The sequence below is a fragment of the Streptomyces sp. NPDC102270 genome (assembly GCF_044766405.1).
Lineage (GTDB): Bacteria > Actinomycetota > Actinomycetes > Streptomycetales > Streptomycetaceae > Streptomyces.
The window spans coordinates 210,766-230,549 of record NZ_JBIWLX010000009.1; the positions used below are offsets into that span (position 1 = coordinate 210,766).

Here is a 19,784-nt window from a genome sequence, read left to right on the forward strand (position 1 = left end):
GGGCACCAGACAACGCGAACGTCGCCCGGTGCCGGCACTGGTGAGGAGAGATCGGAGCGAGGGCCGGCAGGCCTGCTCTCCTCCCCCCTTCGCCTCTTCTCAGGCGCCGCTCCAGGGGTCCGCCCTGCGCGCCAGCTTCTTCGCCCGGCGCCGTACGTCCGGGGGCAGGCGGTGGAGGACCGTGCGGGCTGCCCGGCGCAGGGGCGGGGCCGATGTGGTGCGCAGGTAGAGGCGGTGCGGGAGTGTGGCCTGGCCCGGTGGGCGGACGGAGAGGCGGAGTTGGCCGGCCGCCCCGGCCCAGGCCGGGATCACCAGGTGGGGCGGGGTCCCGACCCTGACCGAGCCGAAGCCGACACCGAGGCCCGCGCCGAGACCGAGGTCCGGAGCGGCACCGCGCGTGGCGTCGTCGCTGCGTGTCACTCTCGCCCTGCGGCCGACGCCGAGGAGTTGGGCGCTCGCCCACACCACGTGGGTGCCGGTTTCCATCGCCCGGCCGCCGGCCAGGGTGAGGGGGTCGATGGCCGTCTCCCCGGTGACCACGACACGGTGGCGGCCACCGCCGAGTGGTTGGGTGCACGGGATCAGATCGGCGTCCGGGAACCACCACATGTTCCGGGCCGTGTCGTGGACCAGGAGTTCGCCGTAGGCGTGGCCGAGCGGGTGCGGGGCCTCCCAGCCCTCGGCGCCCTTGATGCCGGCCAGCAGGTCGGGGTCGAGGAGCATACGGCCGTAGCGCTCGACGAGGACGAGGGGTTCACCGTTGGCGTGGCGCATGCCGATCGTGGTGGTGACATGGAGTTTTCCGTCGCGCCAGCGGATGTCGTCGACAGTGAGTTCGGGCCTGATGCGCCGGGTGCGGCGCGCGAGTTCGACGAGGGAGTCCAGATGGCCCTCCTCCAACAGGTGCGCCCGGAGCCGGGTCAGGGCGGGCAGTCCGTCGCGGACACCGGGCGGATACGACTCCAGGGCCATACGGCGTACGACGTCGAAGTGGCGCTCGAGGTCCTTGCCGGTACGCTGCAGGACACGGGGTTCGTTGACCGGGCGCAGCAGTTCGACGCGGTAGGAGCGGCGCAGCAAGTGGTTCTGCAGGGGCCCGGGTTCGGTGTCCTGCTTGATGGCCTCGACGACCGTGCGCAGATGACTGTAGTAGTCCTCCGGGGTGACGGCGCGGCTGCTGTTGTTGCCGCCGTCGTCGCGGCGATTCCACACATAGCAGGGATGGTCGGCGAGGATCGAGACCGTCTTGGCGTGCACATAGGCTCGGACCATGAAGAGCTGGTCCTCGAGGCGCACCGGGCCCTCGGGGAACCTGAGATCGTGGGCGAGCAGGAAGTCACGGCGGAACATCTTGTGCGGGGTCAGGCTCTCCATGAGAGGCGCGTCCTCGACCGTGCAGCGCTCCACGGTGCGTTTGAAGACGTTGCTCGGGCCCGCCATGGTGCCCACGACCTTGCCCAGGACGATGTCCGAGCCGTTGCGGGAGCCCAGCCGGTGCAGGTGTTCCAGGGCCGCCGGGGTCAACTCGTCGTCCTGGTCGACGAACTGGACGTACTCACCGCGGGCTTCCTGGATGCCGACGTTGCGGGGCTTGCCCGGCCAGCCGGAGTTCTCCTGATGAATCACGCGCACATGCGCGTGCTTGGCGGCCAACTCATCGATCCGCTGCGCGGAGTCGTCGGTCGAACCGTCGTCGACGTAGATGACCTCGTACGCGTCCTCCCCCAGGGTCTGTTGTAAAAGTGACGGCGCACACAAGTCGATGTAGCGACCGGCGTTGTACACGGGCACCACGATGCTCACCTTGAGCATGAACGCTCCCCCTAAACGGAGACGACGTGTCTCCTGTTGTTCTTTGGACGTTCAGGCTCTGGCAAAGGTTGTCTTATTCGAAGCAATCAAACGACCGTCTCCGGCAATCGCTTTCCCCTGCGGTGCGCTGCCAGATCTGTGGGTGGGCTGTGTGACGGCGTGATGGCGTGATGGCGTGATGGCGTGATGCGACCAGCGGGTGAGCCGCGCTCGCCAGGGCGGAGGGCGCGACATCTGGCAATGAACGAATCGGATCGACCAGGAGGCGACGAAGCTGGGGGACCCATGCGGTCACGCCGAGCCCGGGGCCAGGACCCTGGTGGCGAAGTTCGCCAACTGTGCCCGCATCCTCTCCCGCGGCACGCGCTCCGCTCCCGCCAGATGCTCGACGAGGTCCGCTCGCGTGGCGGCGAGCAGGGCGTGGGCCACGAAGCCGCTGTCGGTCAGGCCGGGGATCTGCTCCAGTACGGCTTGAAGCATGCCGTGCCACCGCTCGTAATGCTCCGGCTGGTAGGGGCTGTTGCTCACTCCTCCCCCTTCCAGCGCCAGCGCGAGTCGGCGGTTGTCGAGCTTGAAACACAGGAGGGCGTCGAGCAGGGCAAGCACGCGTTCCTGCGGAGGAGCCGCCGGCCCCAGCGGCGGTGGGCCGGTCTCCACGGCCTCGCGGACCGGTTCGAGCCGTGCCTCGTACAACGCGCGGAGCAGTCCGGCGCGGTCACCGAAGGCGCGGAAGAGCGTCCCCTTGCCGACGCCGGCCGCCGCTGCGACGTCGGCCATGGTGACGTCCTCGGGACTTTCACGGCAGGCGAAGAGGGCGTCGGCGGCTTTGAGCACGGCTTCCCGGTTACGGACGGCGTCCTTGCGGGACTTGCGCTCGGGCATGGTGCTCCCTCGTTTGCAAAGCGGACCCGCGGTCCGTATCGTCGAAGCGGACCCGAGGTCCGGATCATCTGAACTGGAGGATACCCATGTCCGCACCGACTTCGCCGGTGGATCTGTACCGCCACAGCCTGCGACTGCTGCTCGACAAGGACATTCCCGCGTGGGTCGACCTGTGGGCCGAGGACGGCCTCATGGAGTTTCCCTTCGCTCCCCCGGGCTGGCCCCAGCGCCTGGAGGGCAAGGAGGCCGTCGCCGACTACATGCGGCACTATCCCGACCACATCGATCTGCACGACTTCCCCGACCTGCGGATCCACCGGACGACCGATCCGCAGACCATCGTGGTGGAGATGCGCGGCGTCGGCCGACTGGTGGAGACCGGCGCTCCCTTCGACATGACCTACATCGCCGTCGTGACCGTTCGCGACGGGCGCATCACCTCGTACCGTGACTACTGGAATCCCCTGGCCGTCCAGGCACCCGGCACCGACTTCGCGGAGAGCGGCCGATGACGAGCGCAGGGACCACTTTGGTCATCGGTGCCACCGGAACCACCGGCGGCCGCACCGCCGCACAGCTGACGGCCGCCGGCCACCGCGTCAAAGCCGCCAGCCGTCGGGGCGCCCCGGTGGCCGGCGCCGTGCCGGTCCCCTTCGACTGGCACGACCCCGTCACCCACGCTGCCGCGCTCGCCGGTGCCGACCGCGTCTACCTCATCCCGCCCGTGGGCGACTCCGATCCCGCGGCGGTCATGCTGCCGTTCCTCCAGCGGGCCCGCTCCGCCGGCGTGCGCCGTGCGGTGCTGTTGAGTTCCTCGGCCATTCCCGAAGGCGGCCCGGCGGTGGGAAGGGTGCACCAGGCCCTGCCCGGGCTGTTCACCGAGTGGGCCGTCCTGCGGCCCTCGTGGTTCATGCAGAACTTCACCGGCGCGCACGCCCACGGTCGCAGCATCCGTGCCGACGGCAGCATCTGGACCGCCACCGGAAGCGGCCGGGTCGGCTTCGTCGACGCCGAGGACATCGCGGCCGTCGCCGTCCGCGCTCTGACCGGCGAGCAGGCCCCCAACACCGATCTCGTCCTCACCGGGCCCGAGGCCCTCAGCCACGACGACATCGCCACGATCATCACCGAGGTCACCGGTCGGCCAGTGACCCACCGGCGCCTGGCCTACGAGCAGATGCGCGATCGCCTCACGGCTGAGGTCCCGGTGGAGTTCGCCGCCCTGCTGGCCGGTATGGACCGTGCCATCGCCGCGGGGGCGGAGGACCGCGTCACCGACACGGTCCAGCGCCTCACCGGCCGGGCTCCGCGCAGCTTCCGTGCCCTGGTCGAGGCGGAGATGCGAGGCGGCAGCTGAGGTCCCCGGTTCGCACCGGCAGCTGAGGTCCCCGGTTTCGCACCGGACGGGCAACGTTGCGCCGGTACGGCCCTTGGCTCGACTCGGCTCCGTGCCTGGACCGTATGGAGAAGCGTTGGCGCGTGTCATGGCGTGGCCTGAGAGGTGCGGAATGCGTGGTGTCGGGCCCCGGCGACGATGAGCACACTCAGTGCCCCGAGGGCGGCGGCTGCCACGGCGACCACGGTGGCGCCCGAGCGTTGCAGCAGCAGACCACCGACGATGCCGCCAAGGGCCATCGCCGCGTTCCACAGGGTGACGAGGACGGCTTGCGCGGTGTCGGCGGCAGCGCTGCTGCGCCGCAATCCGGCTTGTCCGGCCGCGGTTTGCAGCAAGGTCGGGGCACCGCCCCACCCCAGGCCCCACAGAACAGCGGCGCCCCAGACGATGGCGTGTGTCGTGGTGACGGCGAGAGCCGCGGTGGCGAGAGTGAACAGCACCGCGCCGGTGACCATCAGCGCCCGTAGCCGGTGGTCCACATGGCGTCCGACGTACCAAACGCTCACCAGGCACGCGACACCGAAAACAAGGAGAACCGCGTCGGTCGCCGACCCGAGCCCGGCGTGCTGCAGGTAGGGGGCGATGTAGGCGTAGAGAATCGTGTGCCCGAGGACGAACGTGGTGACCGTGACCATGATGGCCGCGACACCGGGCACCTGCAGGGTCTGCAACAGAGGCGACTTCACCGGCTGTGGCGCGGAGTCCGGACGGTTGCTGTCAGCCTGTTCGACGGCGCGTTGCCCCACACCGGGGACGGACACGCCGATCCAGCCGATGACGGCAAGAGTGACCAGGGAGACAACGCCGAACGCCGCCCGCCAGCCGACCTGTTCACCGATCAGCGTGCCGGCCGGAACCCCCAAGGACAGCGCCACAGGGATCCCGGTCATCGCCACGGCGATGGCGCGGCCCTCCAGGCGGGCAGGTGCGATACGACGGGCATAACCGGCGAGGATCGCCCACGCCAGGCCCGCGGCCACACCGGCGAGGAACCGGCCCGCGAGCAGGACGATGTACCCCGGTGCGGCCGCGGTCAGCGTGTTGGCCACCAGGAAGACGGCCATGGCGCCGAGCAGCAGTGGTTTCCGCCGAACCGATGCCGTCGCCGTGGCGAGCGGGATCGCGGTCAACGCCGTCCCGGCCGCATAGACGGTGACGGCCTGGCCGGTGGCACCCGAACTGGTGCCCAGTGAGGCCGACATGTCGGGCAGCACACCGGCGGGCAGAGTCTCGGTCAAGCTCGTGATGAAGACGGCGGTCCCCAGCGCCAACAGCGCCGACCATGGCAGGCCGGCCTGTCGCGTCCGGGACCGTGCGTCGGAAGACGTGGCGGTCATGGACCGCATCCTGAAACCCTCACATAGATGTGATGGTCAAGTCGGCCTGTGCCGAGTAGCTTCGGCGGTGTGAGGATCGGTGAACTGTCACGACGGACGGGTGCCTCCCGCCGGCTGCTTCGCTACTACGAGGAGCAGGGACTGATCGTCCCGGACCGGGGCGCGAACGGGTACCGGGAGTACGACGACCGCTATGTGGACCGGGTCAACCAGATCCGCGGCCTGCTGGACGCGGGGCTCCCCACGCGCATCATCAAGCAGATCCTTCCGTGCCTGGACAAACCTCGATCCATCCACTTTCCCGACGCGACACCGGAGATGCTGGCCATGCTGGCCGCCGAGCGGGACCGGCTCACCGAGCGGATCGACGTCCTCACCCGCAATCGTGACGCGATGAGCGAGTACCTGACCGAGGTCGGAAAATGCCGAGCTCCGGAGCCCGGCAGCCCTCATGGAACACCGAACTCCCCGTCGGCGGTGTCGGCAACGTCATGACCCCCCGCACCTCGTCCGCGGAACGTTCCTTCACGCTTCGGGTACGTCAGTGGCAGGTTCCGGTCAAGGCTTGACCAAACCTCCGGATGGTGCCTCCCCCTCGTGGTCGGGTCTCCAGCGACGGCTGTATCACCGCCCGCTTGGGAGGACCTGGTGTCAGCACCAACTCGTAGAAGACGATGGCTCACGACCTGCGCCATCACCGCAACCGCCGGACTCGTCGCGATACCCGCGAGCGCCGCGCCCGGCACACATGGCAGCAGCCCCTTCGGAGCCCGGACACTCGCCCAACTCGCCGCTGAGCGCGCGCAGTCGGTGGGCGCTATGAGCCCCAAGGTCAAGGAGGACGACGGCGACGACGGCAATGAGGCCGACGAGATAGCCGAGGGTGCGGACCAGTACGCCGAGGCCCGCACCTCGCCGGGCATCGTCGCCCCGGGAGCGTACGGGGCCGCATGGAGCAGCCTCACCAAACTGCCCAGCACCGGCGGCAGTTGGCGCAATGTCACCGACCTGCCGTACAACTCCGACGACCCGCGCTACCGCGACATCGACTCCAACTCCAGCGGCGGCTCGGGCAATGTCACCGGTCGGATGGCCGCCATGGCCGCCGACAACGACGGCTATGTGTACGCGGGCAGCGCAGGCGGTGGCGTGTGGCGTTCCCGAGGCGGCGGCGGGCACTGGAAGCCGATCAGCGACCGGCTTCCCGCACAGTCCACGGGCGCGCTCGCGCTCGACGGCGGCGGACGGCTGTGGCTGGGCACCGGCGAGGCGACCACCAACGCGGACGCCTACCTCGGCAGTGGCGTCTACGTCCTGTCCGACCCGCACCACGGCACGTTCTCCACGCGCAGCCGGGTCGGCGGCAAGGAACTGGAGTCCACCACCGTCCACCAGCTGCGTTTCGGCGGGGGAAAGGTGTGGGCGGCGACCAACGAGGGCGTGTGGAGCCACTCCGCGAAGAAGCTCGGCGGTGCCTGGAAGCTGGAGTACGCGCCCAACCCCGACTACCTACCCGGCGGTTCGAAGGCCGACGATCCCAGCGCCCCGTACAAGAACATCACCAACGACATCGCGATCGACCCGAAGCACCCCTCCAAGGTGGTGCTCGCGGTCGGCTGGCGCAGCGGTGACGACTACAACGGCTTCTACACCAGGGCGAACGGCACCTGGACCAGGATCAGCAGCGGCTTCGGCGACCTGCCGACCGACGCGGACGACGTCGGCAGCGTCACCTTCGCCCGCTCCGCCGACGGCTCACGGTACTACGCCATCGACCAGTCGCCGGAGCAGCTGAACACCAATCCGGACAGCGGTCTCAAGGGCATCTACGTCTCCAAGTCGGGCTCTCCGAGCGGGCCTTGGACGAAGATCGCCGACTACCAGGGCCTGGCCGCCGCGGGCTCGGCACTGACCTCCCCGGGCTACATGCCGGGCGTGCAGGCCTGGTACAACCAGTTCCTCACCGTCGACCCGGCCGACCCCGAGCACGTGTACGCGGGTCTGGAGGAGGTCTACGAGACCAAGGACGGCGGCAGCAGCTGGTCGACCGTCGGGCCGTACTGGAACTTCGGTTTCTCCTGCTGGAGCATCGACCCGGCCAAGCAGACCGGTGACTGCAACCCGACCACCCACTCCGACCAGCACGGTGTCGCGATCGGCCGCTACCACGGCAAGAGCTTCGTGTACGTCGGCAACGACGGCGGCGTCTACAAGCGCCCCGTCAACGGCTCCCAGGACTCCTCCGGGCACGCCACCGACTGGACCTCGCTCAACGACGGCACCATCGACACCCTCCAGTACTACTCGGTCGGTGTCGGCAAGGACCTGGACCACGGCGGCGTCTCCGTCACCGGCGGCCTGCAGGACAACGGCCAGTCCGTCCTGCGCAGCAACGACAAGGTGATGGGCTCCAACTTCGGCGGCGACGGCGGCGCCACCCTCACCGACCCCGCCAACGGCTGCAACATCGCCGAGGAGTACGTCTACCTCGCCGTTCAGGTGACGCAGAACTGCGCCGTGAACGACGGCAGTTGGATCACCGACCCGAGCAAGGCCACGTCGTACGGCGTCGCTCCGGCCGACAACGCCACCGGTGAGGCACGCTTCATCGCCCCGCTCGCGGCCGACGCGAAGAACAGCTCGACGTGGATCGCCGGCGGCCGCCATGTCTGGGTGCAGACCCACGGTTACGCCATCCGCAGCGGCGACGAGTGGAAGAGCGTCTACGACCTCGGCGAAGGCCACACCGCGACCGCCGTCGCCGCCTCGGGCGGCAAGGTGTACGCGGCCTGGTGCGGCCCCTGCAACAACCAGGGCTTCGCCCGCGGCATCGCCGTCGGGAACGCCGACGGCACCGGCTGGCACGACATCGCCCTGCCGGCCACCGGCGCGGACGGTACCGTACCCAACCGCTACCTCAGCGGCTTCGCCGTTGACCCGAAGAACGCCGACCACGTCTACCTCACGGTCAACGGGTTCTCCCGGCAGTGGACCGAGGGGCCGGGGGCCGGCGTCGGCCACGTCTTCGAGTCCAAGGACGGCGGCACCACGTGGAAGGACATCTCGAAGAACTTCCCCGACGTGCCGGCCGACTCCGCGGTCGTTACCCCGAACGGCGGCCTCGCCGTCGGCACCGACCTCGGCGTCGTCTATCGCGCGCCCGGCCGCTCGAGCTGGCAGCGTGTCGGCTCGCTGCCGGCCGTCGCCGTGCTCCAGGTGAAACTGAGCCCCGACGGGCGCACGCTGTACGCGGCCACGCACGGCCGCGGCATCTACACGATCCAGGTGCGGGACTGCGACTGAGGAACGGATCGGCGTCTCGGTGAAGGGGTGATCCCGGTTTCCGGGGTCACCCCGCCGTCGTGTGCGGCACCACGTTCACCTGCAGCGTGAAGGCCACGCTGCCCGTGCCCGCCAGATCCGGTTCCTTCGCCAGGGCCGTGATGTCGGCGGCGCCACCCCGGGTGCCCGCGCACCGCAGCGAGGCCCTCGCGGTGCCGTCCGCGTCCAGCTGCCAGCCGGACGGCAGGACGAAGACCCGCGCGGAGCTGCGTACGGCGGTCCACCGCTTGCCGTCCGTGCGCGGCCGCAGGACGAGCGACACGGTGGTCCCGGGCCGTACACACACCTGCTGCCGGGGCGGATCGTCAGGGGACACGGTGACGTCCACGTGCCCGGTGGCACAGGTCTTCGGCGAGGAGGGTGCGGAGGCCGACGCGGACGGACTCCGTCCGGTCGGGCTCGCGGTCGGTGACACAGAGGGGCTCGCGGCGGGGGTCGTGCGCGGCGCCCCGGACTCGGACGTCGGCGCCCCCGTCGACGGCGTCGCGGAGCCGCTCCCGGACGGCCCGCCGGACGAACCGCCGCACGCCATCAGGACGACCATCCCCGCGATCACCCACCCCACGGCCCATCCTCGTCGCATCTGCGCACCTCCCGGCCCGGGTCCACCGGGTTCCAGCATGCCTCACCGCGGTGGGTTCACCACTGCTCCTCAGCTCTGCTGCCCGGCCGCCTCCAGTACGGCCTTCAGCTGCCGCAGCGGATCCGGGCCGGTGATCCGCAGTACGACCGTGTCGGCACCGGCCGTCGCCAGCTCGCGGATGTGCTCGGCGGCCTGCGGGGCGGGGCCCGAGACGGTGAACACCTCGTGCGGCGGGCGACCGAGCCAGGCGCCGTGGCCCTCGATGTGCGGGTGCAGGGTCCGGGCCACCTCGTCGGGGTCGTCACCGACGCAGGCGAAGGCGAAGACCGTCAGGGTGTGGTCGGACGCGGCACCGCCCTTGGCGGTCGACGCGCGGGCGTTCTCCAGGTCCTGCGGGCCGTGCCCCTCCGCGATGACGGTGCCGTCCGCGACCCGCCCGGACAGTTCCAGGGAACGGGAGCGCACCACACCCGCGACCACGGGCGGGACCTCGGCCGGCGGGTGCGTCAACTGGACTCCGTCCAGGTGGACTTCACGGCCTGCCAGCTCCACCCGCTCGCCGCGCAGCAGCGCGCGTACCGAGGTGATCGTCTCCTCCAGCAGGGCCAGCGGCGAGCCTGCCGCGGCGCCCACCTGGGCCATCCACTCCTGCACCCCGTGCCCGATCCCGGCCACCAGCCGTCCGGGGAACAGCCTTGCCAGCGTGGCGAGTTCCATCGCCAGGAGCGCCGGGCTGCGCAACGGGGCGGGGGCGATGCCGATGCCGACCCTGATGCGTTCCGTGGCTCCCAGGGCCACGGCCGCCGCCGACACCCCGCCGTTCCACCCGAGGTCCTCGACCACCCATACGTCGTCCACGCCAAGTGCCTCGGCCTGCCGAGCGAATTCGGGCAGCCCCTCGGGGGCCCAGTCGCGGTCGTACATCACACCGATCCGTACGTTCGTCATACGCCGGAACCTATGTGGCGCTGACACATCGATCAACGGTGTATCGGGCCGGGGCCTTCGAACACGCTCCGGGCACCTCAGCCGACGGCAGGGCGTGAGGTGCCCGGAGGCGGTCGCAGAGACATCGAGCGCCCCGCCCGCATTCCGTTACCGCTCCGACTCAGCCCCCGCTCTTGCGCCGGAACGACCGCTGGCTCGACGCCGGGCCGTGTGCCCCGCGGATCTTCGACGCGTTGGGGTTGGTGGCAGCGTCGGCGGCCTCCGCCTGGGCACCGCGCTTGCGTGCCAATGCCTCGCGGAACTTGCGCTTGAGGTCGTAGTTGCCGTCGCTGTCGGGCGCGAGCGCTGACGTCTCGGGCTCAGCCGGCTCCGAACCTTCTGGTGATGCAGCTTCTTCGGTCATCGTGACCTCCTGGGTTCGGGCAGTGGGAAGCACAGCTTGTCATGCCGGGCGCACCACGTGGCGCCGGTATCCGTCCGCCCGGCCGCCGGGAGCCCTCTCGTCAGGAGTTCTCTGGGACCGTAAGCACGATCTTGCCCTGGATGTGTCCCCGGGCGGCGCGTTCGTGCGCCGCCCGGGCGTCCGCGAGCGGGAACGTGCTGTCGATCGCGACGCGGACCGTGCCCGCGTCGACCAGGCGCCCCAGTTCGGCGAGCTGCGGCCCGTTCGAGCGGACCTGGGTGGCCGTGACGGTGACGCCAAGCTTCTTGTTCTCGTCTTCGTCGAACTCTCCGAAGTACACCGGATAGAGGGCCCCGCCGCGCCTGAGGGTGTGCAGGAAGCGCCTGCTGCCGGGGCCCCCGACGGCGTCCAGGACGAGATCGACGCCACGGGCGACTTCTTCCGGCCGGTCCTTGGTGTAGTCGATGAACTCGTCGGCGCCGAGTTCGCGCAGGAACGTCTCGTGGGCGCCGGACGCCACGGCGATGACGCGGGCTCCCTTCCACTTGGCCAGTTGGAGAGCGAGATGCCCCACGCCACCGGCAGCGCCGTTGACGAGCACCGTGGTCTCGCTGTCGAGCCGCATCGGGCGGTGCCGGGCCGCTTGGAACGGCGAGGGGTGGTCGTGCCCGAGCTCGATCAGGAACTGCCACGCCGTCAGCCCCGACATGGGCAGACCGGCGGCGTGCACGTGGTCGACGGAAGCCGGTTTGCGCGCGAGGTCGGACGCCGGGGCGGTGACGTACTCGGCGTAGGCGCCGCCCTGGAGTGCGGCGGGGAAGCGCAGAAGACCGATCACCTCTTCTCCGACCACGAAGCCGTTGACGTCGGGGGCGACGGCTTCCACGACGCCCGAGACGTCGGTCCCCGGAATCAGGGGGAGATCGAACGGGGGCTTGAGCTCGGGAGGTACGTCGGGCATTCCTCCGCGCGCGTACCAGTCAGGAGGGTTGAGGCCTATCGCGTGTACGCGCACGAGCACCTCGCCGGGACCCGCTTCGGGGACCGCCACCTCCTCGTGGCGCAGCACCTCGGGGCCGCCGAACTCGTGCAGACGGATCGCCTTCATCGTGCGTGTCGGCATCGTTTTCTCCTCTGGTCGTGCGGCGGGATACGCTTGTCCGGATCAGTGGTCCATATATCCGGACCACTGATCCGAATATATGGATCGCTGATCCGGATAGTCAAGTGAGGCAGATGCGAGCCGACGCCAGGAAGAACCACGACCACCTGCTCGCCGTTGCGGGCGCCGTCATCACCGAGCAGGGCGTCGACGCATCGCTGCGGGACATCGCCCGCAGGGCGGGCGTGGGACTCGCCACGCTGATCCGCCACTTCCCCACTCGCGAGGCACTGCTCGAAGCGCTGCTGCGCACGAACTTCGACGAACTGGCGGTCAAGGCGGGCGTCCTCGAGACGTCGAGGGAGCCCGACGACGCGCTGATGTCGTGGCTGCGCGACTTCGTCGCCTGCGCGCACAACTACCGCGGCGTCGTGGAGCTGATGGTGACGGCCATCGAGGACCCGGAGTCCGCGCTGCACGCCTCGTGCGTCGCGATGCGCGCCGCCGGCACACGCCTCCTCACCCGCGCCCAGGCGCAGGGTCTGGCACGAGGCGACATCGACGGCACCGACCTGTTCGCGCTGGCCGGGTCACTGGCCTGGCTCAGCGATCAGCCCTCGCTCGCCGCCCGCGCAGAACACCTCTTCGAGGTGGTCACGAGCGCCCTCCTGACGAACCCGGTGAGCAACGCACGACACGTTGCCCGCCATGACTGAACTCACCCTTGTCTCCTGGCCAGTTGCCCCGATCAGAACGGAGCGGCTGGTGCTCCGCGCGTCCGAGGCCAGGGACCGTCCGGCGTTCGTCGAGCTGCTCTCCTCAGCGGAGGTGCACACCTACCTCGGCGGCCCTCAACCGCGCGATGAGCTCGAGCGCTCGGTGCCCGAGACGCCCGGACAGCGCCCCGGCCATTTCGTGATCGAGCTCGACGGAGCGATGATCGGAACCGTCGAGGTCAGCCGGCGCGACGCGGAGCGTCGGGGTCAGGTCCGGCCGGACGCCGGGGAGGCCGAGATCGGCTATCTGTTCCTTCCTCGGGCATGGGGGCGCGGGTACGCTGCCGAGGCATGCGCAGCGGCACTCGACTGGTTCGCGGACGCCCTTCCCGGGGTGCCGGTCGTGCTCTACACCCAGACCGCCAACGCCCGCTCGATGCGGCTGGCGGCAAAGCTGGGCTTCGTCGAGGTGCGACGGTTCGTGAAGTGGGACGCCGAACAGTGGATGGGCATGTGGGCTCCGGTGACGCCGTCGGCGTAGGGAGTTGTGCTCCTTCCCGCCGTAGCAGAACCGGTCAGCGCTCCCGGCTCACCGCGGCGTCGAGGAGGGGGCCGAGTTCGCGGGCCACGGTCGTCAGCGGACGCGTGTCCCGCTCCGCCCGGGCCATGAGAATCGCTCCTTCCAGCGCGCTGACCATGAGAGTGGCCAGCGCTCCCGTGCGTTCCTCCGGTACGCCCATGTCGGCCAGCGCCCGGGCCACCGGACCGGTCCAGGTCGCGAACGCCTCCGCCACCGCCGCCCGCGTGGACGCGGTGGACTCCGCCCAGTCCACCGTGGCGGCGGCGACCGGACAGCCGCCCGCGAACCCGGCACCCTCGTACTCTTCGGTCCACTGGCGCACCATCGCGGCGAACAGCCCGCTCGGTGTCGGCTCGGGCAGGGCGGCGAGGAAACGTGAGACCCGGTTGCCCGCGTATCGGCCGGCCCACCCCACCGCCTCGTTGACCAGTTGCTCCTTGCCGCCGGGGAAGTAGTGCTGGAGCGAACCGCGCGGCGCACCGGCGTGAGCGGCGACCTCGCGCATGCCGGTGGCCGCGACCCCGTCGCGCCGGATGAGCTGGGCCGCGCTGAAGACCATCCGCTCCCGAGCTCCCCTCTCGGACACCGCCATCGCCGACCTCCACGTCCGGATTCTGTTGGGGGTTCACTCTATGACCGCCGTCATAGCTGCGCTTACTATGACCGCTGTCATAGCGTGCGGCAACGGCTCGGCTTCGGCGTGAGCCGGACAAGGCGGTGCCTTGTGTACGTGGGATTCATCGGCCTCGGAACCATGGGGCAGCCCATGGCCTCCAACCTCGCGCGGGCCGGGACGCCTCTCGTGGTGTGGAACCGCACCCCCGGCCGGAGCGAGGCCCTGCGCTCCGCCGGAGCGGAGGTCGCCGGGAGCCCGGCCGAGGTCTTCGCCCGGGCCGGGACCGTGTTCCTCATGCTGGCCGACGAGGCCGCCGTGGACGCCGTGCTGGGGCGCGGTACCCCGGCCTTCGCCCCTTGCGTGGCCGGACGGACCGTCGTCCACATGGGCACGACCTCGGCCGAGTACTCGGCCGGTCTGCACGATGCCGTCCGGGCGGCGGGCGGAAGGTATGTCGAGGCTCCGGTCTCCGGCTCCCGCATTCCCGCCGAGCAGGGTGAACTGGTGGGGATGACGGCGGGGGACGAAGACGCCGTCGCCGCCGTACGCCCGCTGCTGGCCGCCATGTGCCGGGAGACGTTCGACTGCGGTGCGGTCCCTGGCGCGCTGCTGATGAAGTTCTCGGTGAACCTGTTCCTGATCACCCTCGTCACCGGGCTGGCCGAGGCGTTCCACTTCGCCGACCGGCACGGACTCGACCAGCACCTGCTCCGGGACGTCCTGGACGCGGGACCGATGGCCAGTGCCGTCTCACGGGTGAAGGGGCCCAAGTTGCTGACCCGCGACTTCACCGTGCAGGCCGCCGCCACCAACGTCCTGGAGAACAACCGGCTGATCGCCGAGGCCGCCCGCAAGGCCGGTCTGGCCTCCCCGCTGCTCGACGCCTGCCACGCCCTGTACGGCGAGGCCGTCGCACAGGGCCACGGCGACGAGGACATGGTGGCCGTCCTGCACGCCCTGGAGACCCGCAGCGACGGCACACCCGCACCCGTACGAGGCCTGGAGGACCCCGCGGGGCGGCCATGACCCGCCGCGCAGGTCCTCCCCGAAGCCGAGACCGACCATGCCTCCGGGGCCCAGCAGAACGCCGCCCGCTGCGCGCCGTGGATGAACGGCCGCTTGGAGCATCGGCGCCCGGGCCCGGCCCGCAGCCCCTTGATGACATCGACGCCGTCCATATCGGCCAGCCCGAGGCCGAGCAGTGCCACCTCGGGCAGCCGGGCTGAGCGCGGTGGCGCCGTCGGGGCCGTGTCGACTCCGTACCGGCGTGCCTGAAGAGTGATGACGAGGACCCCGTACGAGCTGCGGGTCGTCCTCCACCATCAGCCCCGCGTCAGGTCTTCCCCACCAGTTTCCTGACGGCGATGTTGAGTTCGAGGACGTTGACCCGGGGCTCTCCGATGAAGCCGAGCGTGCGGCCGTCGGTGTGGTCCTCGACCAGCTTCTCGACCTGTGCGACGGACAGGCCGTTGCGCTCGGCGACCCGGTGGACCTGGAGCTGCGCGTACGCCGGGGAGATGTCCGGGTCGAGGCCGGAGCCGGAGGAGGTGACCGCGTCGGCAGGCACCTGGGACGGCTTGACCTTGTAGTCGGCGGTGGAGTTGTCCTTGGCGACTCCGGCCTTGGCCTCCTTCACCCACGTGACGAGTTCGGGGTTGTCGGCGGAGCGGTTGGTGGCGCCGGACAGGATCAACGCGTACTGCGTGTTGACCGAGTTCTTTCCCAGTCCGTTGGCCGGCCGGGACTGGAAGTAGTCCAGGCTGTAGCCCTGTTGACCGATGAGGGAGGAGCCGACGACCTTGCCGTCCGCCCTGGTCTCGGAGCCGTTGGCCGCGGTGGGGAAGAACGCCTGGGCCACACCTGTGACGGCCAGCGGATAGAGGATGCCTGTGAGCACGGTCAACACCAGCAGTGCCCGCAGGCCCGCGCCGAGCAGACGGGCGGTGTTCACAAAGGAGCTGTTCATGTCCTTCACGCGATCCCGGGGATGAGCGAGACGAGCAGGTCGATGATCTTGATGCCGACGAAGGGCGCGATCAGCCCGCCGAGGCCGTAGATCCCGAGGTTGCGCCGCAGCAGCTTGTCCGCGCTCACCGGCCGGTACTGCACGCCCTTCAGGGAGAGCGGCACCAGCGCGATGATGATCAGCGCGTTGAAGACGACGGCGGACAGGATCGCGGAGTCCGGCGAGGACAGGCCCATGATGTTGAGCTTGTCCAGGCCGGGGTAAACCGCCGCGAACAGCGCCGGAATGATCGCGAAGTACTTCGCGACGTCGTTGGCGATGGAGAACGTGGTCAACGCGCCCCGCGTGATGAGGAGTTGCTTGCCGATCTCGACGATCTCGATCAGCTTGGTCGGGTCGGAGTCGAGGTCGACCATGTTGCCGGCCTCCTTGGCGGCCGACGTACCGGTGTTCATCGCGACGCCGACGTCCGCCTGGGCCAGGGCCGGGGCGTCGTTGGTGCCGTCACCGGTCATCGCGACGAGCTTGCCGCCCGCCTGTTCCCGCTTGATGAGGGCCATCTTGTCCTCGGGAGTGGCCTCGGCGAGGAAGTCGTCGACGCCCGCCTCCTCGGCGATCGCCTTGGCCGTCAGCTGATTGTCACCAGTGATCATGACGGTCCTGATGCCCATGCGGCGCAGTTCCTCGAACCGCTCCCGCATGCCCTCCTTGACCACGTCCTTCAGGTGGACCACCCCGAGGACGCGGGCCCCCCGATCGTCCTCGACGGCCACCAGCAGCGGAGTGCCGCCGGCCTCGGAGATCCGGTCGGAGAGGGTCCCGGCGTCCTCGGCGACCGCGCCGCCCCGCTCCTCGACCCAGGCGATGACCGAACCGGCCGCGCCCTTGCGCACGCTCCTGCCGTCGACGTCCACGCCGGACATGCGGGTCTGCGCGGTGAAGGCGATCCACTCGGCGCCGGCGAGTTCGCCCCGGTGGCGCTCACGCAGCCCGTACCTCTCTTTCGCCAGTACGACGACGGAGCGGCCCTCCGGCGTCTCGTCGGCCAGCGACGACAGTTGGGCCGCGTCGGCGAGCTCGGCCTCGCCGGCACCCCGCACCGGCAGGAACTGTGCCGCTTGCCGGTTGCCGAGGGTGATGGTGCCGGTCTTGTCGAGCAGCAGTGTGGAGACGTCACCGGCGGCCTCGACCGCCCGGCCGGACATCGCCAGGACGTTGCGCTGGACGAGCCGGTCCATGCCCGCGATACCGATCGCGGAGAGCAGCGCGCCGATCGTCGTGGGGATGAGGCAGACGAGCAGGGCGACCAGCACGACCATCGTGAGGTGGGTGCCCGCATAGTCGGCGAGCGGCGGCAGCGTGGCCACGGCCAGCAGGAAGACAATCGTCAGCGAGGCCAGCAGGATGTTCAGGGCGATCTCGTTGGGCGTCTTCTGCCGGGCCGCGCCCTCGACCAGGTTGATCATCCGGTCGATGAAGGTCTCGCCCGGCTTCGTCGTGATCCTGATGACGATCCGGTCGGAGAGGACCTTGGTGCCGCCGGTGACCGCCGAGCGGTCGCCGCCCGACTCCCGGATGACGGGTGCCGACTCTCCGGTGATCGCCGACTCGTCGACCGACGCGACTCCCTCGACGACGTCACCGTCGCCGGGAATGATGTCGCCTGCCTCGCAGACGACCAGGTCCCCGATCCCCAGACCGGTGCCGGGGACGTGCTCCTCACGGTCACCCGCCAGACGCCTGGCGACGGTGTCGGTCTTGGCCTTGCGCAGGGTGTCGGCCTGCGCCTTGCCCCGGCCCTCGGCGACCGCCTCCGCCAGGTTGGCGAACAGGACCGTCAGCCACAGCCAGGCGCTGATGGTCCAGCCGAACCAGTCGCCGGGGTCCTCGAAGGAGAAGACGGTCGTCAGGGCGGAGCCGATCCACACCACGAACATCACGGGCGACTTGACCATCACCCTTGGGTCGAGCTTGCGGAAGGCGTCCGGCAGCGACGTCAGCAGCTGCCCGGGGTCGAAGAGGCCCGCGCCGACCCGGCCCTCGGGAGAACGGCGCCCGGTGGGTACGTCGCTGTGCGGTACTCGGGTGGGAGTGGCTGTGGACATCTCTTCGCTTTCGTTGCGAGCGGTCCCCGCAGGAGTGCTCATGACGCCAGCCCCTCGGCCAGCGGGCCAAGCGCGAGCGCCGGGAAGTACGTCAGACCGGTGATGATGAGGATCGCGCCCACCAACAACCCGGTGAACAGCGGCTTTTCGGTGCGCAGGGTGCCCGCCGTCGCCGGCACCGGCTGCTGATCCGCGAGCGAGCCGGCCAGCGCCAGCACGAACACCATGGGCAGGAAGCGGCCGAGGACCATGGCCAGGCCCAGGGTGGTGTTGAACCACTGCGTGTCCGCGTTCAGTCCGGCGAAGGCCGAGCCGTTGTTGTTGGCGGCGGACGTGTAGGCGTAGAGGATCTCGGAGAAGCCGTGCGCCCCGGTGTTGGCCATCGAGTTGCCCGGCGTGGGCAGCGCCATCGCGGCGGCGGTGAAGACGAGCACCAGCGCGGGGGTGACGAGGATGTAGCAGGCGGCCAGCTTGATCTCGCGGGTGCCGATCTTCTTGCCCAGATACTCGGGCGTACGGCCGACCATCAGGCCGGCGATGAAGACCGCGATGACGGCCATGACCAGCATGCCGTAGAGCCCGGAGCCGGTACCGCCGGGCGCGATCTCGCCCAGCATCATGCCCAGCATGGTGATGCCGCCGCCGAGCCCCGTGAAGGACGAGTGGAACGAGTCCACGGCACCTGTCGACGTCAGGGTCGTGGACACCGCGAAGATCGAGGAGGAACCGACGCCGAACCTGACCTCCTTGCCCTCCAACGCCCCACCGGCGATCTGCAACGCCGGTCCGTGGTGGGCGAATTCGGTCCACATCATCAGGGCGACGAAGCCCACCCAGATGACGGCCATGGTCGCGAGGATCGCGTAGCCCTGCTTGACCGAGCCGACCATCAGCCCGAAGGTGCGGGTCAGGGAGAACGGAATCACCAGCAGCAGGAAGATCTCGAAGAGGTTGGTGAAGGGCGTCGGATTCTCGAACGGGTGCGCCGAGTTGCCGTTGAAGTAGCCGCCACCGTTGGTGCCGAGTTCCTTGATGGCCTCCTGCGAGGCGACGGCGCCGCCGTTCCACTGCTGCGAGCCGCCCATGAACTGGCCCACCTCGTGGATTCCGGCGAAGTTCTGGATCACGCCGCAGGCGACCAGCACGATCGCCGCGAGGAACGCGCCCGGCAGCAGGACGCGGGTGACACCGCGCACCATGTCCGACCAGAAGTTGCCCAGCTCACCGGTGCGGACGGTGGTCCCTCCGCTCGGGCGAAGCCGGGAGCGGGAGAACGCGAACCCGCGCACCAGCGCCACGGCGACGGCCATGCCGACGGCCGCCGAGACGAAGTTCTGCACGGCCAGACCGGCGGTCTGCACGATGTGGCCCATGGCCTGTTCGCCGTAGTACGACTGCCAGTCGGTGTTGGTCACGAAGGAGACCGCGGTGTTGAACGCCTGGTCCGGGTTGACGGCCTTGAAGCCGAGCGACAGCGGCAGCACGCCCTGGAGCCGCTGGATGAGGTAGAGGAAGAGGACCGACACGGCCGAGAAGGCGAGGACACCGCGCAGGTAGGCGGGCCAGCGCATCTGCGTGTCGGGATCGGCGCCGATGGACTTGTAGATCCACTTCTCGATGCGCCAGTGCCGGTCGGCGGAGTAGACCCGGGCCATGTAGGTGCCGAGGGGGATGTGGGCGAGCGCCAGCGCCCCTATGAGGGCCAGCAGCTGGAGGACGCCGGCGAGTACGGGACCCATGTGCTGGTTCAGAACCTCTCGGGGAAGATCAGGGCGAGGACGAGATAGCCCAGCAGGGCGACGGCCACCACCAGGCCGACGATGTTCTCGGCGGTCACAGCCTCGTCACCCCCTTGGCGACGAGGGCCACCAGCGCGAAGACCGCGACCGTGGTGACGACGAAGGCCAGATCGGCCATCACGAACTCCTGGAAGAGGTTCGGAAGAAAAACGGACAGGGAGAGCAAACCCCGCACGTCACCGGATGCGGTCACCCGT

The 19,784-nt window shown here is 69.9% G+C and carries 20 protein-coding genes and 1 pseudogene; 7 read left to right on the forward strand and 14 right to left on the reverse strand.

The window, feature by feature from the left end:
* Positions 1-99: 99 nt before the first annotated feature.
* Complete coding sequence (locus ACIRP7_RS20605; RefSeq protein ID WP_403661255.1) at positions 100-1,812, reverse strand: glycosyltransferase family 2 protein; 1,713 nt, start codon at positions 1,810-1,812, stop codon at positions 100-102.
* Between the two features lie 291 nt (positions 1,813-2,103).
* Positions 2,104-2,694, reverse strand: a complete 591-nt coding sequence (locus ACIRP7_RS20610) for a TetR/AcrR family transcriptional regulator (protein ID WP_403661257.1) — start codon at positions 2,692-2,694, stop codon at positions 2,104-2,106.
* Positions 2,695-2,780: 86 nt separating this feature from the next.
* Between ACIRP7_RS20610 and ACIRP7_RS20615 the strand changes: the two genes are divergently transcribed.
* Positions 2,781-3,206, forward strand: a complete 426-nt coding sequence (locus tag ACIRP7_RS20615; RefSeq protein WP_403661260.1) for a nuclear transport factor 2 family protein — start codon at positions 2,781-2,783, stop codon at positions 3,204-3,206.
* Entirely contained in the window at positions 3,203-4,051 is an 849-nt protein-coding gene (locus ACIRP7_RS20620; protein WP_403661263.1) for an NmrA family NAD(P)-binding protein, read from the forward strand. The genes ACIRP7_RS20615 and ACIRP7_RS20620 overlap by 4 nt, the downstream gene beginning before the upstream one ends.
* A 125-nt stretch (positions 4,052-4,176) precedes the next feature.
* Here ACIRP7_RS20620 and ACIRP7_RS20625 read toward each other — a convergent pair whose 3' ends face one another.
* The gene (locus ACIRP7_RS20625) at positions 4,177-5,427 is read right to left on the reverse strand and encodes an MFS transporter (protein WP_403661266.1); all 1,251 of its coding nucleotides are present in this window, start codon (positions 5,425-5,427) and stop codon (positions 4,177-4,179) included.
* 69 nt (positions 5,428-5,496) lie between these two features.
* Here ACIRP7_RS20625 and ACIRP7_RS20630 point away from each other — a divergent pair, with 69 nt between their 5' ends.
* Positions 5,497-5,922 (forward strand): MerR family transcriptional regulator, encoded by a 426-nt coding sequence (locus tag ACIRP7_RS20630; protein WP_403661269.1) that lies wholly within the window; start codon positions 5,497-5,499, stop codon positions 5,920-5,922.
* A gap of 153 nt (positions 5,923-6,075) precedes the next feature.
* Positions 6,076-8,730 (forward strand): glycosyl hydrolase, encoded by a 2,655-nt coding sequence (locus ACIRP7_RS20635; protein WP_403661272.1) that lies wholly within the window; start codon positions 6,076-6,078, stop codon positions 8,728-8,730.
* A gap of 46 nt (positions 8,731-8,776) precedes the next feature.
* Here ACIRP7_RS20635 and ACIRP7_RS20640 read toward each other — a convergent pair whose 3' ends face one another.
* The 4 genes from ACIRP7_RS20640 to ACIRP7_RS20655 form a co-directional block, all read right to left on the reverse strand.
* Complete coding sequence (locus ACIRP7_RS20640) at positions 8,777-9,334, reverse strand: hypothetical protein (RefSeq protein WP_403661275.1); 558 nt, start codon at positions 9,332-9,334, stop codon at positions 8,777-8,779.
* Positions 9,335-9,421: 87 nt separating this feature from the next.
* The gene (locus ACIRP7_RS20645; protein WP_403661278.1) at positions 9,422-10,300 is read right to left on the reverse strand and encodes an LLM class flavin-dependent oxidoreductase; all 879 of its coding nucleotides are present in this window, start codon (positions 10,298-10,300) and stop codon (positions 9,422-9,424) included.
* A gap of 160 nt (positions 10,301-10,460) precedes the next feature.
* Positions 10,461-10,703 (reverse strand): DUF5302 domain-containing protein, encoded by a 243-nt coding sequence (locus ACIRP7_RS20650; RefSeq protein WP_403661281.1) that lies wholly within the window; start codon positions 10,701-10,703, stop codon positions 10,461-10,463.
* 100 nt (positions 10,704-10,803) lie between these two features.
* Positions 10,804-11,826: an NADP-dependent oxidoreductase gene (locus ACIRP7_RS20655; protein ID WP_403661284.1), complete on the reverse strand. Its 1,023-nt coding sequence runs from the start codon at positions 11,824-11,826 to the stop codon at positions 10,804-10,806.
* Between the two features lie 113 nt (positions 11,827-11,939).
* On the opposite strand from ACIRP7_RS20655, the gene ACIRP7_RS20660 reads away from it, so the two are divergent.
* Both ACIRP7_RS20660 and ACIRP7_RS20665 read left to right on the forward strand, forming a co-directional pair.
* Entirely contained in the window at positions 11,940-12,521 is a 582-nt protein-coding gene (locus ACIRP7_RS20660) for a TetR/AcrR family transcriptional regulator (RefSeq protein WP_403661753.1), read from the forward strand.
* On the forward strand, positions 12,514-13,062 hold the full coding sequence (locus ACIRP7_RS20665; RefSeq protein ID WP_403661287.1) for a GNAT family N-acetyltransferase: 549 nt from the start codon (positions 12,514-12,516) through the stop codon (positions 13,060-13,062). The genes ACIRP7_RS20660 and ACIRP7_RS20665 overlap by 8 nt, the downstream gene beginning before the upstream one ends.
* Positions 13,063-13,096: 34 nt before the next feature.
* On the opposite strand, the gene ACIRP7_RS20670 is transcribed toward ACIRP7_RS20665, so the two are convergent.
* Positions 13,097-13,693: a TetR/AcrR family transcriptional regulator gene (locus ACIRP7_RS20670; protein ID WP_403661289.1), complete on the reverse strand. Its 597-nt coding sequence runs from the start codon at positions 13,691-13,693 to the stop codon at positions 13,097-13,099.
* A gap of 132 nt (positions 13,694-13,825) precedes the next feature.
* Here ACIRP7_RS20670 and ACIRP7_RS20675 point away from each other — a divergent pair, with 132 nt between their 5' ends.
* A complete protein-coding gene (locus tag ACIRP7_RS20675; RefSeq protein ID WP_403661291.1) occupies positions 13,826-14,743 on the forward strand; it encodes an NAD(P)-dependent oxidoreductase in 918 nt (305 codons plus the stop codon).
* A 119-nt stretch (positions 14,744-14,862) separates the two neighbouring features.
* Here the strand turns inward: ACIRP7_RS20675 and ACIRP7_RS20680 are convergent.
* The 6 genes and pseudogenes from ACIRP7_RS20680 to ACIRP7_RS20705 all read right to left on the reverse strand — a co-directional run.
* Positions 14,863-15,040 (reverse strand): annotated as a pseudogene (locus tag ACIRP7_RS20680) (DNA-binding response regulator); the annotation flags it as partial.
* A 10-nt stretch (positions 15,041-15,050) separates the two neighbouring features.
* Positions 15,051-15,683 carry a potassium-transporting ATPase subunit C gene (locus tag ACIRP7_RS20685; protein ID WP_403661294.1) on the reverse strand — a complete coding sequence of 211 codons (633 nt, stop codon included), beginning with the start codon at positions 15,681-15,683 and terminating at the stop codon, positions 15,051-15,053.
* A 5-nt stretch (positions 15,684-15,688) separates the two neighbouring features.
* Positions 15,689-17,788, reverse strand: a complete 2,100-nt coding sequence (gene kdpB, locus ACIRP7_RS20690; RefSeq protein ID WP_403661297.1) for a potassium-transporting ATPase subunit KdpB — start codon at positions 17,786-17,788, stop codon at positions 15,689-15,691.
* Positions 17,789-17,826: 38 nt separating this feature from the next.
* Positions 17,827-19,527 (reverse strand): potassium-transporting ATPase subunit KdpA, encoded by a 1,701-nt coding sequence (gene kdpA / locus ACIRP7_RS20695; protein WP_403661300.1) that lies wholly within the window; start codon positions 19,525-19,527, stop codon positions 17,827-17,829.
* 8 nt (positions 19,528-19,535) lie between these two features.
* Positions 19,536-19,625, reverse strand: a complete 90-nt coding sequence (kdpF, locus tag ACIRP7_RS20700) for a K(+)-transporting ATPase subunit F (protein ID WP_016434100.1) — start codon at positions 19,623-19,625, stop codon at positions 19,536-19,538.
* Complete coding sequence (locus ACIRP7_RS20705) at positions 19,622-19,780, reverse strand: hypothetical protein (protein WP_403661303.1); 159 nt, start codon at positions 19,778-19,780, stop codon at positions 19,622-19,624. The genes kdpF and ACIRP7_RS20705 overlap by 4 nt, the downstream gene beginning before the upstream one ends.
* Positions 19,781-19,784: the final 4 nt, after the last annotated feature.

Bases quoted from the DNA above. Each gene is read 5' to 3' on its own strand.
- ACIRP7_RS20660 (WP_403661753.1), top strand. From the start codon at position 11,940: ATGCGAGCCGACGCCAGGAAGAACCACGACCACCTGCTCGCCGTTGCG.
- ACIRP7_RS20620 (WP_403661263.1), top strand. From the start codon at position 3,203: ATGACGAGCGCAGGGACCACTTTGGTCATCGGTGCCACCGGAACCACC.
- kdpA (WP_403661300.1), bottom strand. From the start codon at position 19,527: ATGGGTCCCGTACTCGCCGGCGTCCTCCAGCTGCTGGCCCTCATAGGG.
- ACIRP7_RS20665 (WP_403661287.1), top strand. From the start codon at position 12,514: ATGACTGAACTCACCCTTGTCTCCTGGCCAGTTGCCCCGATCAGAACG.
- ACIRP7_RS20615 (WP_403661260.1), top strand. From the start codon at position 2,781: ATGTCCGCACCGACTTCGCCGGTGGATCTGTACCGCCACAGCCTGCGA.
- ACIRP7_RS20655 (WP_403661284.1), bottom strand. From the start codon at position 11,826: ATGCCGACACGCACGATGAAGGCGATCCGTCTGCACGAGTTCGGCGGC.
- ACIRP7_RS20670 (WP_403661289.1), bottom strand. From the start codon at position 13,693: ATGGCGGTGTCCGAGAGGGGAGCTCGGGAGCGGATGGTCTTCAGCGCG.
- ACIRP7_RS20605 (WP_403661255.1), bottom strand. From the start codon at position 1,812: ATGCTCAAGGTGAGCATCGTGGTGCCCGTGTACAACGCCGGTCGCTAC.
- ACIRP7_RS20685 (WP_403661294.1), bottom strand. From the start codon at position 15,683: ATGAACAGCTCCTTTGTGAACACCGCCCGTCTGCTCGGCGCGGGCCTG.
- ACIRP7_RS20645 (WP_403661278.1), bottom strand. From the start codon at position 10,300: ATGACGAACGTACGGATCGGTGTGATGTACGACCGCGACTGGGCCCCC.
- ACIRP7_RS20650 (WP_403661281.1), bottom strand. From the start codon at position 10,703: ATGACCGAAGAAGCTGCATCACCAGAAGGTTCGGAGCCGGCTGAGCCC.
- kdpB (WP_403661297.1), bottom strand. From the start codon at position 17,788: ATGTCCACAGCCACTCCCACCCGAGTACCGCACAGCGACGTACCCACC.
- ACIRP7_RS20625 (WP_403661266.1), bottom strand. From the start codon at position 5,427: ATGACCGCCACGTCTTCCGACGCACGGTCCCGGACGCGACAGGCCGGC.
- ACIRP7_RS20610 (WP_403661257.1), bottom strand. From the start codon at position 2,694: ATGCCCGAGCGCAAGTCCCGCAAGGACGCCGTCCGTAACCGGGAAGCC.